This window comes from Photobacterium sp. 1_MG-2023 (assembly GCF_030547945.1).
Classification (GTDB): Bacteria; Pseudomonadota; Gammaproteobacteria; order Enterobacterales; family Vibrionaceae; genus Photobacterium.
Genome location: NZ_JAUORR010000008.1, coordinates 46,639 through 61,673, shown reverse-complemented (window position 1 = coordinate 61,673; position 15,035 = coordinate 46,639). Strand labels below are relative to the sequence as shown.

At 54.1% G+C, this 15,035-nt stretch carries 12 protein-coding genes; 7 read left to right on the top strand and 5 right to left on the bottom strand.

The features are described from left to right. Window positions 1–47 precede the first annotated feature (47 nt). From Q4579_RS09270 to mgtE, 6 genes are all read left to right on the top strand, one after another. The gene (locus Q4579_RS09270; protein ID WP_303563452.1) at window positions 48–1,541 is read left to right on the top strand and encodes an RNA polymerase factor sigma-54; all 1,494 of its coding nucleotides are present in this window, start codon (window positions 48–50) and stop codon (window positions 1,539–1,541) included. Window positions 1,542–1,571: 30 nt separating this feature from the next. Continuing rightward, window positions 1,572–1,859, top strand: a complete 288-nt coding sequence (gene hpf / locus Q4579_RS09265) for a ribosome hibernation promoting factor (RefSeq protein WP_211649997.1) — start codon at window positions 1,572–1,574, stop codon at window positions 1,857–1,859. A 1-nt stretch (window position 1,860) separates the two neighbouring features. Beyond that, complete coding sequence (gene ptsN / locus Q4579_RS09260) at window positions 1,861–2,313, top strand: PTS IIA-like nitrogen regulatory protein PtsN (protein ID WP_211646356.1); 453 nt, start codon at window positions 1,861–1,863, stop codon at window positions 2,311–2,313. A 23-nt stretch (window positions 2,314–2,336) separates the two neighbouring features. Further along, window positions 2,337–3,200 (top strand): RNase adapter RapZ, encoded by an 864-nt coding sequence (gene rapZ, locus Q4579_RS09255; protein ID WP_303563449.1) that lies wholly within the window; start codon window positions 2,337–2,339, stop codon window positions 3,198–3,200. Between the two features lie 2 nt (window positions 3,201–3,202). Further along, window positions 3,203–3,478 carry an HPr family phosphocarrier protein gene (locus Q4579_RS09250; RefSeq protein ID WP_303563447.1) on the top strand — a complete coding sequence of 92 codons (276 nt, stop codon included), beginning with the start codon at window positions 3,203–3,205 and terminating at the stop codon, window positions 3,476–3,478. A gap of 267 nt (window positions 3,479–3,745) precedes the next feature. Next, entirely contained in the window at window positions 3,746–5,104 is a 1,359-nt protein-coding gene (gene mgtE, locus Q4579_RS09245) for a magnesium transporter (RefSeq protein ID WP_303563445.1), read from the top strand. 69 nt (window positions 5,105–5,173) lie between these two features. Here the strand turns inward: mgtE and pmbA are convergent, their stop codons facing one another. Continuing rightward, window positions 5,174–6,517 carry a metalloprotease PmbA gene (gene pmbA, locus Q4579_RS09240; protein ID WP_303563589.1) on the bottom strand — a complete coding sequence of 448 codons (1,344 nt, stop codon included), beginning with the start codon at window positions 6,515–6,517 and terminating at the stop codon, window positions 5,174–5,176. 119 nt (window positions 6,518–6,636) lie between these two features. Between pmbA and yjgA the strand changes: the two genes are divergently transcribed. After that, on the top strand, window positions 6,637–7,161 hold the full coding sequence (gene yjgA, locus Q4579_RS09235) for a ribosome biogenesis factor YjgA (RefSeq protein WP_303563444.1): 525 nt from the start codon (window positions 6,637–6,639) through the stop codon (window positions 7,159–7,161). An 80-nt stretch (window positions 7,162–7,241) separates the two neighbouring features. Here the strand turns inward: yjgA and tldD are convergent, their stop codons facing one another. The 4 genes from tldD to rng all read right to left on the bottom strand — a co-directional run bounded on the left by tldD (window position 7,242) and on the right by rng (window position 15,027). Then, complete coding sequence (gene tldD, locus Q4579_RS09230; protein ID WP_303563442.1) at window positions 7,242–8,687, bottom strand: metalloprotease TldD; 1,446 nt, start codon at window positions 8,685–8,687, stop codon at window positions 7,242–7,244. Between the two features lie 5 nt (window positions 8,688–8,692). Then, window positions 8,693–9,523, bottom strand: a complete 831-nt coding sequence (locus tag Q4579_RS09225; protein ID WP_303563440.1) for a carbon-nitrogen hydrolase family protein — start codon at window positions 9,521–9,523, stop codon at window positions 8,693–8,695. Window positions 9,524–9,629: 106 nt separating this feature from the next. Beyond that, window positions 9,630–13,541 (bottom strand): YhdP family protein, encoded by a 3,912-nt coding sequence (locus Q4579_RS09220; RefSeq protein ID WP_303563439.1) that lies wholly within the window; start codon window positions 13,539–13,541, stop codon window positions 9,630–9,632. A gap of 16 nt (window positions 13,542–13,557) precedes the next feature. Further along, on the bottom strand, window positions 13,558–15,027 hold the full coding sequence (gene rng, locus Q4579_RS09215; protein WP_303563438.1) for a ribonuclease G: 1,470 nt from the start codon (window positions 15,025–15,027) through the stop codon (window positions 13,558–13,560). Window positions 15,028–15,035: the final 8 nt, after the last annotated feature.

The following is a 15,035-nucleotide window of genomic DNA, read 5'->3' as shown; positions in this document are numbered from 1 at the left end:
CCAAAAACAAGCGATTCATACAATAATCACAAGGTGTCTGTACACGCATGAAAACTTCGCTCCAGCTTAAGCTCGGTCAACAATTGGCAATGACGCCACAACTGCAGCAGGCCATTCGCCTGCTGCAACTGTCTACTCTGGATCTGCAACAGGAAATCCAGGAAGCCTTAGACGCCAATCCCCTGCTTGAGCTCGACGAAAGCCACCCTGACGGTGACAATGCTTCCGCTGAACAGGACGAAGGACGCGCAGAAAGTGCCAGCAGCAAAGAAGACGCTGCAGAACAGTTTGACGAATTCGGCAGCGACTCGTTCGACACTTCGGATGTGATTGAACAGCGCGAAATGCCTGCCGACCTCCCGGTCGATACCACCTGGGATGATGTGTACAGTGCCGGCACCGGAAGCACCGGGATCGCGCCGGATGATGACATGCCCGTCTATCAGGGCGAAACCACGGAAACGCTGCAAGATTACCTAGTGTGGCAGCTTGATCTGACGCCATTCAGCGACACCGACCGCACCATTGCATTTGCTATCATCGATGCCATTGATGAAAAAGGCTACCTCACCTGCAGTAGTGAAGATATTCTCGAAAGCATGGGCGATGACGAAGTCGAACTCGATGAAGTCGAAGCCGTCCTGAAACGCGTCCAGCAATTTGACCCGCTGGGTGTGGCTTCACGTAATCTGCAGGAATGTCTGCTGCTTCAGCTTGCAACCTTTCCGGAAGATACTCCCTGGCTTGCTGAGGCCAAAATGATTCTGACTCAGCACCTGGATCTGCTCGGTAACCGGGATTACCGCCAGTTAATGCGCGATACCCGGCTCAAAGAAGACGAGCTAAAGAACGTCATGACGCTGATCCACTCCCTGGATCCCCGTCCCGGCAACCGGGTTGTTGCCTCCGAAACCGAGTATGTCGTTCCGGATGTCTCCGTGTTCAAAGACAAAGGCAAATGGGTTGTGACCATAAACCCGGACAGCGTGCCGCGCCTGAGAGTGAATGAGCAGTATGCCGCACTGAGCAAGCAAACCCGGAACAGCGCTGACAGCCAGTTTATCCGCAGCCACCTGCAGGATGCCAAATGGCTGATCAAAAGCCTGGAAAGCAGGAATGATACCCTGCTGAAAGTCGCGCGCTGTATCGTGGAGCATCAGCAAGATTTCTTCGAATACGGTGAGGAAGCCATGAAACCTATGGTCCTCAACGATATTGCCCTGGCTGTCGACATGCACGAGTCGACGATTTCGAGGGTCACCACACAAAAATTCATGCATACCCCACGGGGTATCTTTGAACTGAAGTATTTCTTCTCCAGCCATGTCAGTACCGACAACGGCGGCGAATGTTCATCAACAGCCATCCGCGCACTGGTGAAGAAATTGGTTGCGGCTGAAAACCAGGCCAAACCTTTGAGTGACAGCAAAATTGCGACATTACTGGCGGATCAAGGCATCATGGTTGCTCGACGCACCATCGCCAAGTACCGTGAATCGCTTGGTATCCCGCCTTCAAGCCAAAGAAAGCGCCTGCTCTGAAGAGTAGCGGCACACAGGAGGAAGATGTCTATGCAAATTAATCTCACTGGTCACCATATTGAAATCACCCCTTCGCTGCGTGAATATGTGACAACCAAATTCGATAAGCTGGAGCGCTTTTTCGATAAGATTAATAACGTGCACGTGGTTCTGAACGTCGAAAAAATGCAGCAAATTGCCGAAGCCACCCTTCACATTAATGCCGGTGAAATCCACGCAAAGGCAGATTCTGAAAATATGTATGCTGCAATTGATCAATTAACTGATAAACTGGTGCGTCAACTTAACAAGCACAAAGACAAACTCAATAGTCATTAACATGCAACTGAGTCGAGTATTAAGCCTGGACTGCACCAAGAGTGCAGTCCACTGTTCCAGCAAGAAGCGCGCGCTGGAAATCATCAGCGAAATCGCAGGCCAACATTTAAACCAGAACCCTCAGCCACTGTTTGAGTGCATGCTGAACCGGGAAAAAATGGGCAGTACCGGGATCGGGAACGGCATTGCGATCCCGCATGGTCGTGTCAGCGATAGTGAACAAGCCATTGCGGTTCTGATTCAGTGCCAGCAGCCGATCCAGTTTGATGCCATCGACAATCAACCGGTCGATTTGCTGTTTGCTTTACTGGTCCCGGATGCGCAGTGCAAAGAGCACCTCAAAACACTGTCCAGCATGGCGGAAAAGCTCAGTGATAAAAATGTCCTGAAACAGCTCCGGGCTGCCAAAAGCGACGAAGAGCTGTATCAGATCATGACTTCAGAGCCCGTTTAACCGGCACTAAGGAAAGTTTTGTCATGAAATTGATGATCGTGAGCGGCCGTTCAGGCTCAGGTAAATCAGTCGCCCTGCGGGTACTGGAAGACCTCGGTTACTATTGCGTCGATAATTTGCCGGTCCACCTGCTGTCTGACCTGATGAAAACACTGGATCCCCATACCCAGAATGTTGCCGTCAGTGTGGATGTTCGCAATATGCCGGCTGATCATGATATTACCAGCACGATTCTGGAAGATGTCCGCAAACAAGCCGACGTCAACCTGCTGTTCCTGGATGCAGACGACAATACGCTGGTGAAACGCTACAGCGAAACCCGGCGTTTGCACCCCCTGTCCCGCCAGAATATGAGCCTGGAAGAAGCCATTCAGGCAGAAAGTGCCTGGCTGGCAAACCTGAAAGAGCAAGCCGATCTGGTGTTGGATACCACCCAATTATCGATTCATGACCTGAGCGAAACCGTGCGCGCCCGCGTGCTTGGCCGCCAGTCCCGTGAACTGGTGATGGTTTTCGAATCCTTCGGGTTCAAGCATGGCCTGCCCACCGATGCCGATTATGTCTTTGATGTCCGTTTCCTGCCCAATCCTCACTGGGTTCCGGAACTGAAACCGCAGACTGGCCTCGACACAGACGTGCAGGAATACCTCGCCAGCCATCATGAAGTCACTCAGCTGATTTACCAGATCCGAAATTTTCTGGAAAGCTGGCTGCCGATGCTGGAGAAAAACAACCGCAGTTATGTCACGGTCGCCATTGGCTGTACCGGTGGACAACACCGCTCAGTGTATGTCGCCCAGCAACTGGCAGACTGCTTCCGTCAGCGGGGTCAGCAGGTCCAGGTCCGACACCGTACGCTGGAAAAGCAAACGCCGCAGAAGCATTGAATATGAGCACAGTCAGCCGCGAACTCTTTATCAAAAACCGCCTGGGCCTGCATGCCAGAGCCGCGATTAAACTGGTGGAACTGGCACAGAGCTTTGAAGCTGTAGTCACGGTCACCAATGATAATAAATCTGCCACGGCTGACAGTGTAATGGGATTACTGATGCTGGAATCGGCACAGGGTCAGAAGGTGATTGTCAGTGCAGAAGGCAATGATGCCAGTGATGCACTGGAAGCTATTGCTTCCCTGATTGAAAACGGCTTCGACGAAGACAGCTGACCCTCACTTGAATGCCACTCGCGGCAAACATGCCTTTAACATCACACAAAATCTGATAAATCGCAGTCAAATCCGGCTTTCAGGCCATGAATGAGCTCTTCAGAGCTTAATTTCCGCTCATCATTTCTCATGGTGAAATCTCCGTCAGATCTCAGATCAAATGAGACAAAGGCCACAGGATTGCGTTAATATTCAGATTATTGCGCCATTTCCCGGCCGCTGAATCTCCTGTGCCGGGCCTATTCACGAAGCAAGGTAGTTCTCACTATGGCGGACGTTTTCGAACAAGATCAGACCCACCAGACACTACAACAGGTCAATCAAGCCCTTGAACGAGGGATGTTCGTGCACGTCAGGCGGATGCTGCAGGACATGGAGCCTGAAGACATCGCTCACTTGCTGGAAGCCAGTCCGCCCAAAGAACGTCAGGTTCTCTGGCAGCTGACCGATCCGGAAGAACAGGGTGAAATCCTGGACGAACTGTCCGAAGACGTCAAAGACGGCATTGTTGCCTTAATGGATCCAGAGAAGCTGGCCGCAGTCACCGAAGGGATGGAAAGCGATGATGTCGCTTATGTCCTTCGAAGCCTGCCGGATCGGCGTTTCCAGGAAGTTCTGGCTCAGATGGATGCCGCCGATCGCCATCGGATCGAGCAGGCCATGGCCTACCCGGAGGAAAGTGCCGGCGGGATCATGAGTACCGACTTCGTGACCATTCGGGGCGATGTTACGGCAGATGTGGTTTTGCGTTATCTGCGCATGAAAGGCGAACTACCGGAAGCAACTGATGCCCTGTACGTAGTCGATGAAAATAATGTGCTGATCGGTCACCTGTCGCTGGCAACCCTGATCACCACACAACCCGATGTAGAAATACAGAACGTGATGGATGATCCGGATGAAGCCATCAAAGTCGATATGGATGACAGCGAAGTTGCCAATCTGTTTGAGCGACGCAACTGGCTGTCTGCGCCGGTCGTCGATGCCAGTAATCAGCTGGTCGGCCGGATCACCATTGATGACGTCGTAGATATCATCCGTGAAGATGCCGAGCACTCGATGATGAGTATGGCGGGGATGGACGATGATGAAGACACCTTTGCCCCGGTGATGAAATCCGCCCGTCGGCGCAGTATCTGGCTGGGTGTCAATGTGCTCGCGGCGCTGGCGGCAGCCTCTGTCTCCAACATGTTTGAAGACACGCTGGACAAAATGGCGGCCATCGCAGTACTGATGACCATTGTTCCTTCCATGGGCGGGGTGGCGGGAAACCAGACCGTCGCGCTCGTGATCCGCGGTCTGGCTGTGGGTCACATCGGGGATTCGAATACCCGCTGGCTGCTGAGTAAAGAAGCCCGGGTTGGTTTGATCAACGGTATTCTCTGGGCCTGTATCATCGGGGGCGTGGTCGTCCTCTGGAAAGGGAATCTGGTACTGGGCGGTATTATTGCAGGTGCCATGATGACCAACCTGCTGATTGCCGGTATTGCCGGAGTCGGGGTGCCGGTCATTCTGAAAAAATTCAATATCGACCCTGCACTCGCAGGCGGCATGGCCCTGACCACGATTACCGATATTGTCGGTCTGTCGGTCTTCCTCGGGCTCGCGACCCTCTTTATTACCTGACGCCTAAAAAACTCACAGACAAAAAAGGTCTGGCAAAGCCAGACCTTTTTTCATGGATATGAACCGTATTTATTCGCCTGCGATTTTCATCGACTCGAGCAACACTGACCCCGTCTGGATCTGACTGCGGGTTTCAGTATCCGTGCCAATCGCGACAATGTTGTTCATCATCTCTTTCAGGTTACCGGCGATGGTCACTTCACTGACCGGGAACTGGATTTCACCGTTCTCAACCCAGAAACCTGCCGCCCCGCGCGAGTAGTCACCCGTCACGATATTCACGCCCTGCCCCATCAGCTCCGTCACCAGAAAGCCAGTGTCCATTTTACGCAGCATCGCCTGAAAATCTTCGCCAGTGTTCGACACCATCCAGTTATGGATGCCACCCGCATGGCCGGTGGGCTGACGTCCCAGTTTACGGGCCGCGTAGCTGGTCATCAGATAGGTTTTGAGCACACCATCCTGAATGATTTCCCGGTCTTGTGTTGCCAGACCCTCGCTGTCGAACGGCGTACTTGCCAGGCCGCGCAGCAAATGGGGACGCTCGCTGATATTCAGCCAGGACGGCAAGATCTGTTCATCCAGCTTATCCAGCAAAAACGTCGACTTCCGATACAGATTCGAACCACTGATCCCCATCACCAGATGGCCGAATAAGCCGGTGGCAATATCCGACGCAAACATCACCGGTGCATTGCGGGTTGCAAGCTTTTGCGGATCAATCCGGCTCACCGTTCGTTCAGCAGCCTGGCGGCCCACACGCTCTGGCGTCCACAAATCACTGGTCCGGCGCGCCAGCGTGTAACTGTAGTCACGCTCCATATCGCCACTCTGACCTTCGGCAATCACACTGCAACTGATGCTGTGCCGGCTGCTGGCATAACTGGCCAGCATGCCATGGCTGTTGCCGTAAACCCGCACGCCATAGTGGCTGTCATAGCTGGCACCGTCACTCTGCTTGATCCGGCTGTCCGCGTCCAACGCCGCTTGCTCGGCCGCAATCGCAATGGATGCCGCATGATCCGGTTCAGGTTCATCGGGATGGAACAAATCGAGATCAGGAATCTCCCGGACCATCAACTCCGCAGGACCGGGGCCGGAAAAAGGATCTTCCGATGTATGACGGGCAATTTCCAGCGCGGCTGCAACTGTCTGGGCAATTGCCGCTTCACTCAGATCCGAGGTTGACGCACTGCCTTTGCGCTGTCCGCGATACACGGTGATGCCCATGGCACCATCGCTGTTAAATTCAACGTTTTCAACCTCACACATCCGGGAGGAAACACTGATCCCTGTGGATTTATTAATCGCCACTTCTGCTGCGTCAGCTTGCTGACCTGCCAGCTCCAGGGCACGGGCGACCGCCTGTTCCAGCTCGACACGCTGCTGGGCAACTTGTTGTTTCACATCCATAGCCATACGTTTTATCTGCAATGTTTCCCTTAAGGATAACACTCAAGGCTATTAAAATGCGCCCCAATTCAACCTGAAACTGATAAAATAGAGACATTGAAGTCAGTCATGAGCCTGTTATGAGCCGTAAAAACAAAAAAGCCCCATGGGAAGAGGAAGAAGAAATCATCTGGGTCAGTAAGTCCGAGATGAAGCGTGACATGGAAGCCCTGCAAAAGATGGGTGAGGAGCTGGTCAAGCTCAAGCCAAATGCGCTGGCCAAAGTGCCGGTTAGTGAAGAACTGCTGCGTGCGATCAAAGACGCGCACCGCTTCAAGCAAGAAGCCTATCGCCGCCAGCTGCAATTCATCGGTAAACTGATGCGCAACGAAGACATCGAACCGATTCAAACGGCACTGGATAAGCTGAACAACAAGCACGCGCAGATGACCGCTCAGTTACACAAACTGGAAACCCTTCGGGATCGTCTGATTGAAGAAGGCGATGCGGTGATCAACGAAGTCGTTGAAGCCCATCCGGAGGCCGACCGTCAGCAACTGCGTCAGCTCGCCAGAATGGCAAGTAAAGAAAAGGCACAGAACAAACCGGCGAAAGCCTACCGGGAGATTTTCCAGATCCTGAAAGGTCTGTACATTCAGGACTAACGACCTGAACGACCTTTCTGTGATACAAAAATGCCAGCAATTGCTGGCATTTTTCTTTCCGATGATCCCCAGACAACCGCTTACTGCGTGCCGCCGACCGTCATGGATTCCAGTTTCAGCGTCGGCTGCCCGACCCCCACAGGAACGCTCTGACCCGCTTTCCCACACACACCGACACCGCGATCCAGCTCCAGATCATTGCCAACCATGGACACTTTCTGCATCGCTTCGATGCCGCTGCCAATCAGGGTTGCGCCTTTGATCGGACGGGTGATTTTACCGTTTTCAATCAGGTAAGCTTCAGACGCCGAGAAGACAAACTTCCCGGAAGTGATGTCGACCTGACCGCCGCCAAAGTTCGGGGCGTAAATGCCTTTCGACACACTGGCGATGATTTCTTCCGGCGTGTGTTCACCCGGCAGCATGTAGGTATTGGTCATGCGCGGCATCGGCAGATGCGCATAAGACTCCCGGCGGCCGTTACCGGTCGGCGCAACACCCATCAGACGGGCATTCAGTTTGTCCTGCATGTACCCTTTCAGCTTGCCGCCCTCAACCAGTACGTTGTACTGACCCGGTGTGCCTTCATCATCAATGTTCAGCGAGCCCCGGCGATCAGCCAGCGTTCCGTCATCAACAATGGTACACAGGCTGGAGGTGACCTGCTGGCCCATCTGTCCGGAGAACATGGAGGACCCTTTGCGGTTGAAATCGCCTTCCAGACCGTGTCCGACCGCTTCATGCAGCAGCACACCCGGCCAGCCCGCTCCAAGCACAACCGGCATGGTGCCCGCCGGTGCCGGATCGGCATCAATATTAATCAATGCCTGACGCAGCGCTTCGTCAGCGTACTGGAGCGCCACGGATTTCCCGTTGGTTTCCGACTTAAAATATTGATAACCAAAGCGGCCACCGCCACCTGCACTGCCACTTTCCCGCTTACCGTTTTTCTCGATCAGCACACTGACCGAAAAACGAACCAGCGGACGAATGTCGGCAGCATAAGTACCGTCAATGGCAGCCACCAGTACTTGCTCGTAAACACCACTGATACTGACTGACACTTCTTTCACCATCGGCTCTTTGGCGCGGATATAGGCGTCCACTTCCTGCAGCAGTGCGATCTTATCCTGCCTTTCCATGCTTTCCAGCGGATTCACCGGTGCATAGACAGGCTGAACCGCCGGAGACGAAAAGGCTTTGACCTTGCCGTTTGAACCACCACGAGCAATCCCGCGCGCCGCGGTTGCACTTTGCGTCAGCGCCAGCTTGCTGATCTGATCGGAATAGGCAAAGCCGGTTTTTTCACCCGACACCGCCCGCACACCAACCCCGCGGTCAATGTTGAACGATCCGTCTTTGATAATGCTGTCTTCCAGAACCAGCGACTCATGCCAGCTGGACTGAAAATAAATGTCGCCGTAATCCACATTACGGTCGGCCATCAGTGCCAGAGTCTGGCTGAGATCATCACGCTCAAGCCCGGATTGGGCGAGCATGGTCTGTTCTACGGTTTCCAGCGTCATTGCCTTTACTCTTCTGTGTTGCACTGCTGCACCTGAAATCGGGCATGTTGCAGCAATGGCATATTGGTTCGGATCTGTTCGCTCAGGCCCAGATCCACATCCGCAGTGAGAACACCCGTTCCCTGCTCCTGACAGGCCACCACCTGCCCCCAGGGATCCACGATCATGGAGTGACCCCAGGTTTCCCGGCCCTGATCATGCTCACCCCATTGCGCGGCAGCGACGATCCAGCACTGCGTTTCGATGGCTCTGGCGCGCAGAAGAATGTCCCAGTGCGCTTTCCCCGTGACCCGGGTAAATGCCGCAGGCACAACAATGATGTCTGCACCCTGCGCCCGCAGCGCGCTATACAGCTGCGGAAAGCGGACATCATAACAGATTGACAGCCCGATGTTGCCGTAGGGTGTGTTGATCACCCGTACGTCATTACCGGGACGAAAGGTGTCCGACTCGCGATAGCTATGATGACGATCGGCGACTTCCACATCAAACATGTGGAGTTTGTCGTAGTGCGCCTGTAATTCACCCTGATCATCAAACAACAACGCCGTTGTCGACATCGCACCATCCGTCCGGCGAATCGGCATAGAGCCAATCAGCAGCCAGATTCCCAACTGCCTGGCTATCTGTGCCAGCTCAGACTGGATGGGTCCCTGCCCCAGTGTTTCCGCGTGCAATTCATAATCTTTTCGGGTTCCAAAAACCAGACAGTTTTCCGGCGTCACAACCAGCTTCGCCCCCTGCAATTGCAATCCTTTCAGCTTTTTTTTCAGCTGACGCAGATTGATTTCAGGATCCGGCCCGGAATTCATCTGTACTACACCCACTTTGGCCATCACGCACTCCCTTATGAATTGACTTTCTTATCATTATTACCTGAATTGGCCGCCGGGCCAAGACGGGTCTTTTCCTTAACTAGCGACAACCGGGGTCACGACTGGCTTACTGATCTGCCTGCTGCTTCAGAGCTTCAGGCACTTTAAACTCGCCGGTGAAACGGGATTGCTCGGTCACTGTCGGAGCGTCAATCGAACCGCTCACCACATAGTTAATCTGTGTAAATACATCCACCACAGGTGACAAAGCTGTCGAGATTGCGAAGACGACAATCGCAGTCTGAGGCGCAACGGCAAAGGCCGTCAGGACCGGAATTCCCGAGGTCAGATCCGGGACAAATTTCACTCTGGCATTCACGGTTTCATTTACCAGATTAGCACTTCCCTGAATATACATATCCCCGGCCAGCGCTTTCATTTCAACATCATCGGTTTCAAACCGGCCATTTTCAATACGGCCGGAGCCCCGGATATAATCAAAGGCCATGCCGTCGTCAAAAACACCCGTGAAATCAAGCTGCATCTTCCGGATGATGGAATCCAGACTGAAGAGCCCAAGAATACGTCCGGCGCCCCCCACATCGCGGATCACGCCTTTACCAGTTTCTGTTTTCATCTCACCGGTCAGAGTTTCTCGGTGCATCGACCAGGGCGCGCCCTGCCACTGGATCGAGGCATAGCTCTTAAAACGGGCATCCTGAATCCCGCCGGAGACGCCCAGACGTCCCATCAGCTCTGAACTGTCTTCACCGGCAATATCAAACGCGACCTGCGTTTCATTCTGATAATCATTCATCGTCCAGTGCCCATCCAGGCTCAGCGAGGTTGTGCCTGAATTCAGCTCCAACTCCTCAAGCACCAGCGTCTGCCCATCCCGTCGCAAGCGACCGCTCAACGAACCCAGCCGGTAGCCCTGTAACCAGAGATCTTTCACCTGCACATCCATTTGTGGCAGATAGGTCATCATATTGCGGTCAAAATCGGTGACTGGCGGAATACTCATCTGTGGCACATATTTTTTGTGTGCCGCGATCGGTTCCAGCGGTTTTTCTCCTTCCGGCAGATTCAGATGAAGCTGCTCCAGATTCACTTTCAAAGGCTGATAATCCGGCCAGGTCAGTTCGCCACTGGCTTCCCGGCTGCCCAGTACGGCATGCCATTGTGCGGGTTGCTTGCGAACGGCAAGCTCCAGATCGTGCCAATTGAGTCCAGCCAGTTTCAGTTGCTGAACGCGGGCATTCACCCGGGTTGGTAACGGCCATTGGATCAGGGGATCTGATTGCTCTGACGCTTGCTGGAACATCTGCTGGACCAGTTTGTCCCAGGCATCAATATCCAGCATTGGCGCCTGAATCCGGACGCCATGCCCTTTGGCCGGTAATCGGCGTCGCTCCGCCCGGCCAACACTGAGTTCACTACGTGCAATGCGTCGCTTGGGCTCAAGCTGAAGTTCTGCCTGATACTGGGCATCCGGCACCGTCAGACTTGCCTCAAGCCGCGTTGTGTTCCCCGATGCCGTCAGCACCGCATGGGTGCCACTGCCGGGAAGCACCGCCAGAGGATACGGCAATTGACTGCGGATCCTGGCCAGCGGCGCCTGAATCAGCACCTGATAATTCAGGCCGGTGTCATGCAACACCACGCCAACCTTGCCGTGCCACGCACTGCTGCCAGTCACCTGAGCGAGCAAAGGATCCCTCAGACGCTGCTGCAATGACGGGATTTGCCAGACACCCTTCAGATCAACGTCCACCTCATAACCCGAGTCTGCTTTCGCGCCATCAAAACTGACGTTCAGCGGCTGGCCCAGCCAGTAAGCCGACACGCCTGAAGCCGTAATCTGATCATCCTGAAACTGAATCCGGCCTTTCACTTGTGAAAGCGGCAGAGACAAGCTTTCTATCGTGACCTGATTATTCTCCAGCACTGCCTCACCACTGGCATGCGCCGGCTCACTACTGAAGGGGATATCCAGTGCAATCCGGGCACTGACAGGCCCCTGCACATTCACCGCCGTCAGGGCCGCCCCTACAGAATCAACCAGAGGTGTTGCCATCATGTAGTCGCGTACCTGCGGCCCTTCGGCGCCGACATCAAGATTCAGTTTCAGGTGTCCGTCCGAATGCAGCCTGGCTTCGCCCTGCACCTTTTCTGCAATCACCTCTTTGGTTTTGGCATGGCTGGCCTTGAGCAGCATCCGATCGTTTTTGAAAACCAGATCCAGATCCAGTTCAGTCAGTTCCGGCCATGCCGTATCAAAACTGAAGCGTCCCTGACGGAGCGGTACCCGGACCTCAAAATTGCCCTGATGATGCGCATAAGGAAAGTCCGGTAAATCCCCGTACCACAACAATTGCGCATGGTCGGATTCCCCACCGCGAATCGCAGCGGAAAGGTAATCTGTCAGTTCCTGTCCCAGTGCTGGCCGGGGCAGATACCGCCACGCTGCGCCAGCATCTTTCACGGCAGCTTCCCCGTAAAACGACAACCAGGACGGCTGATCCGCCGGGAAGTCCAGCCTGAACTGGCCGCTGGCACTCACATGCGGCGTCCGCACATCCAGCGTATCACTCCAGATCCGCCAGCCCTGCGCGCTGGTCTGCCAGTAAGCATGAACTTCAGCCTGTTCAATCGTCATCGGGGCCTGAAAAACTTTGTCATAATCCAGCGTCTGCGGCGTCACATCCAGCGTGATTTGTCCCTGATGGGCATCACCGGCAACCGTCGCATCCAGCGCTTCAAAAGCCGGTAAATACAGCCACTGCTGATTGGCAAAATGGGCCAGATGAAAGGAAAAACGGGGAACACTCAGCCCCTGACCGGCCAGACGCAAATCATTGATCAACCCGGATGGCTGCAGGGTTTGGAGCGCTTCTCTGGCCGCATTATTTTCGGGCAGCAGCGTACTCAATGGCAGCAACCGGGCCAGATCCATGCGCCCGACAGCCAGATTCCAGCGGCCCTGTTTGAATTTTTCCGGTACGGACAGTTCATTCGCTAAAGCATGCCCTTCGGCATCCGCGGCCAGCCATTGTGCTGACAAATCCAGCCGTGGCCAGGCCTGCTCATCAGAGGCCAGCACCAGCTGATGGGTATCCAGCCGCCAGCCCGGCGCACCGTTTTGCACCACAGGCGTGAGCGAGAGCATGCCCCGCAGCAGTGCCAGTTCATGCGGCACACCCTGTTCCTGCCAGCGGACAAAAGAATCCTGGAATCTGAGCTGGCCGCTGTCAAGCCGGCCATTATCAAGCGTGAGCCAGGCTTCAGTATTAATCTGACTTTCCGTGATTTTTTCGCCGCCCAGCATGGCCTGATTCAGCCAGGGGGTAAACGAGAGGTTCCGGGCACGGGCATAGACTGTCCCCGACAACTTAGGCAGGCCATCTTTGGCCGAAAGGTTGGCGATCACGCTCAATTCATTGAGTTCCATGCCGGGAATACTGACAATCCCTTCCGCCAAATGCTGATCACCGCGACGATCCCATTTCAATTCCTTGATCGCTATCGGCTGACGATGCCCTGCCGGGGAAGTGACGATCAGCGTGGCATCACGCAGAGAAAAGGTACCCAACTGAACAAACAGCGCCTGTTCCAGACGAGCCAGATCCACATGTCGATCCGTGTACGGATCCGGATTGCCTTGCGGCAGCTGGGTCAGATCCAGCGACAACCCATACAGCTGTACATCCCGGAAAACCGGTTTGAGATTCAGCAGAGAGCGCCACAGATCCACTTCGAAATCGACCTCACGAACCTGGATCATGTCATGGCTGTTCTGTCCCAGGCTGACGCCGTGCAGCGCCATCACCGGACCCAGATTGTGCCATCGGCCTTCCACCAGTTCGACGCTGATCTGCAGGTTCGCTTCCGCCGACAACCACCGGGTAATCGGATCGCGATAATCGTTGAGCTGCGGTAACAATAAACGTAAAGACGTGATCAGCACTGCGCCGATGACCAGCAAAGTCAGCAACGTCCATTTCAGGGCGCGGGACAGATTTATCAGCACAGGAAACACACACTCGCCTCGGGGTTTACATCATCACGACGTCAAACTGTTCTTGGTTATACAAAGGTTCAATTTTCACTTCGACCTGCTTACCGATGAAAACTTCCAGCTCTGCCATGGCGTGATATTCCTCGCCAGCCAGCGTTTCCGCCACCGCCGGAGACACATACACGGCAAAACGGTCCGCATCATATGCCCGGTTCACACGGGTAATTTCACGCAGAATTTCATAACAGACACTGTCGACTGTTTTGACCGTTCCACGCCCTTCACAGGTTGGACAGGTGCCACACAGCACATGTTCAATACTTTCGCGGGTGCGTTTACGGGTCATTTCCACCAGCCCGAGCTGCGTAAAGCCGTTGATATTGGTCTTCACACGATCATAGGACAAGGCCTGTTCCAGTGCCGTCAGCACACGGCGGCGGTGTTCTTCAGAAGCCATATCGATGAAATCAATAATAATGATGCCCCCCAGATTGCGCAGACGCAGTTGCCGGGCAATGGCTTTGGTTGCTTCGATATTGGTGTTGAAGATCGTTTCTTCGAGATTACGGCGACCAACAAAGGCACCGGTATTAATATCGATCGTCGTCATGGCTTCTGTCTGATCAATAATCAGATAACCACCCGATTTCAGTTCGACTTTGCGATCCAAGGCACGCTGAATTTCGTTTTCTGTATCGTACAAATCGAAGATGGGCTGCTCACCGCTGTAATGCACCAGTTTTCGGCTCAGTTCGGGGACAAATTCACCGGTGAATTCGTTCAGACTGTCAAATGCCAGACGGGAATCCACATAGATGGAGTCCAGTTCAGTACCTACAAAATCCCGCAGAATCCGTTGCGCCAGTCCCAGCTCGCCATAAAGCATGGATTTACTTTTGTATTTTTTCCGACGTTCCAGCACTTTTCGCCACAGATGCTTGAGAAATGCTGCATCCTGAGACATTTCTTCCTCAGAGGCACCCTCGGCAGCGGTACGGATAATAAAACCGCCCAGCTCATCGCAATGGGGCAGAACCAGCTTTTTCAGCCGTTCCCGCTCAGTTTCACTTTCTATCCGCTGCGAAACGCCCACATGGCTGGCACCCGGCATAAAGACCAGATACCGTGACGGCAGGGTGACATCTGTGGTCAGTCGGGCGCCTTTGGTGCCCAGCGGATCTTTCACCACCTGAACCACCAGGTCCTGCCCCTGACGAACCAACTCCGAAATATCCCGGACCTGAAACTGCTGTTTTTCATTTTCTGCCACACATTCAGTATGCGGCACGATATCAGAGGCATGCAGAAACGCTGCTTTATCCAGACCAATATCCACAAATGCAGCCTGCATCCCAGGCAGGACACGGCTGACTTTCCCTTTGTAGATATTCCCCACAATGCCACGCTTGGATTCGCGCTCAATATGAATTTCCTGGAGGTTGCCCCCCTCGATCATCGCGACGCGGGTTTCACTGGGTGTCACATTGATTAGCAGTTCGGTGCTCATGGATGCCT

What these genes read in the sequence shown, in the direction of transcription:
- Q4579_RS09270 (WP_303563452.1), top strand. Translation starts at nt 48, where the DNA reads ATGAAAACTTCGCTCCAGCTTAAGCTCGGTCAACAATTGGCAATGACG.
- hpf (WP_211649997.1), top strand. Translation starts at nt 1,572, where the DNA reads ATGCAAATTAATCTCACTGGTCACCATATTGAAATCACCCCTTCGCTG.
- ptsN (WP_211646356.1), top strand. Translation starts at nt 1,861, where the DNA reads ATGCAACTGAGTCGAGTATTAAGCCTGGACTGCACCAAGAGTGCAGTC.
- rapZ (WP_303563449.1), top strand. Translation starts at nt 2,337, where the DNA reads ATGAAATTGATGATCGTGAGCGGCCGTTCAGGCTCAGGTAAATCAGTC.
- Q4579_RS09250 (WP_303563447.1), top strand. Translation starts at nt 3,203, where the DNA reads ATGAGCACAGTCAGCCGCGAACTCTTTATCAAAAACCGCCTGGGCCTG.
- mgtE (WP_303563445.1), top strand. Translation starts at nt 3,746, where the DNA reads ATGGCGGACGTTTTCGAACAAGATCAGACCCACCAGACACTACAACAG.
- pmbA (WP_303563589.1), bottom strand. Translation starts at nt 6,517, where the DNA reads ATGGATGTGAAACAACAAGTTGCCCAGCAGCGTGTCGAGCTGGAACAG.
- yjgA (WP_303563444.1), top strand. Translation starts at nt 6,637, where the DNA reads ATGAGCCGTAAAAACAAAAAAGCCCCATGGGAAGAGGAAGAAGAAATC.
- tldD (WP_303563442.1), bottom strand. Translation starts at nt 8,687, where the DNA reads ATGACGCTGGAAACCGTAGAACAGACCATGCTCGCCCAATCCGGGCTT.
- Q4579_RS09225 (WP_303563440.1), bottom strand. Translation starts at nt 9,523, where the DNA reads ATGGCCAAAGTGGGTGTAGTACAGATGAATTCCGGGCCGGATCCTGAA.
- rng (WP_303563438.1), bottom strand. Translation starts at nt 15,027, where the DNA reads ATGAGCACCGAACTGCTAATCAATGTGACACCCAGTGAAACCCGCGTC.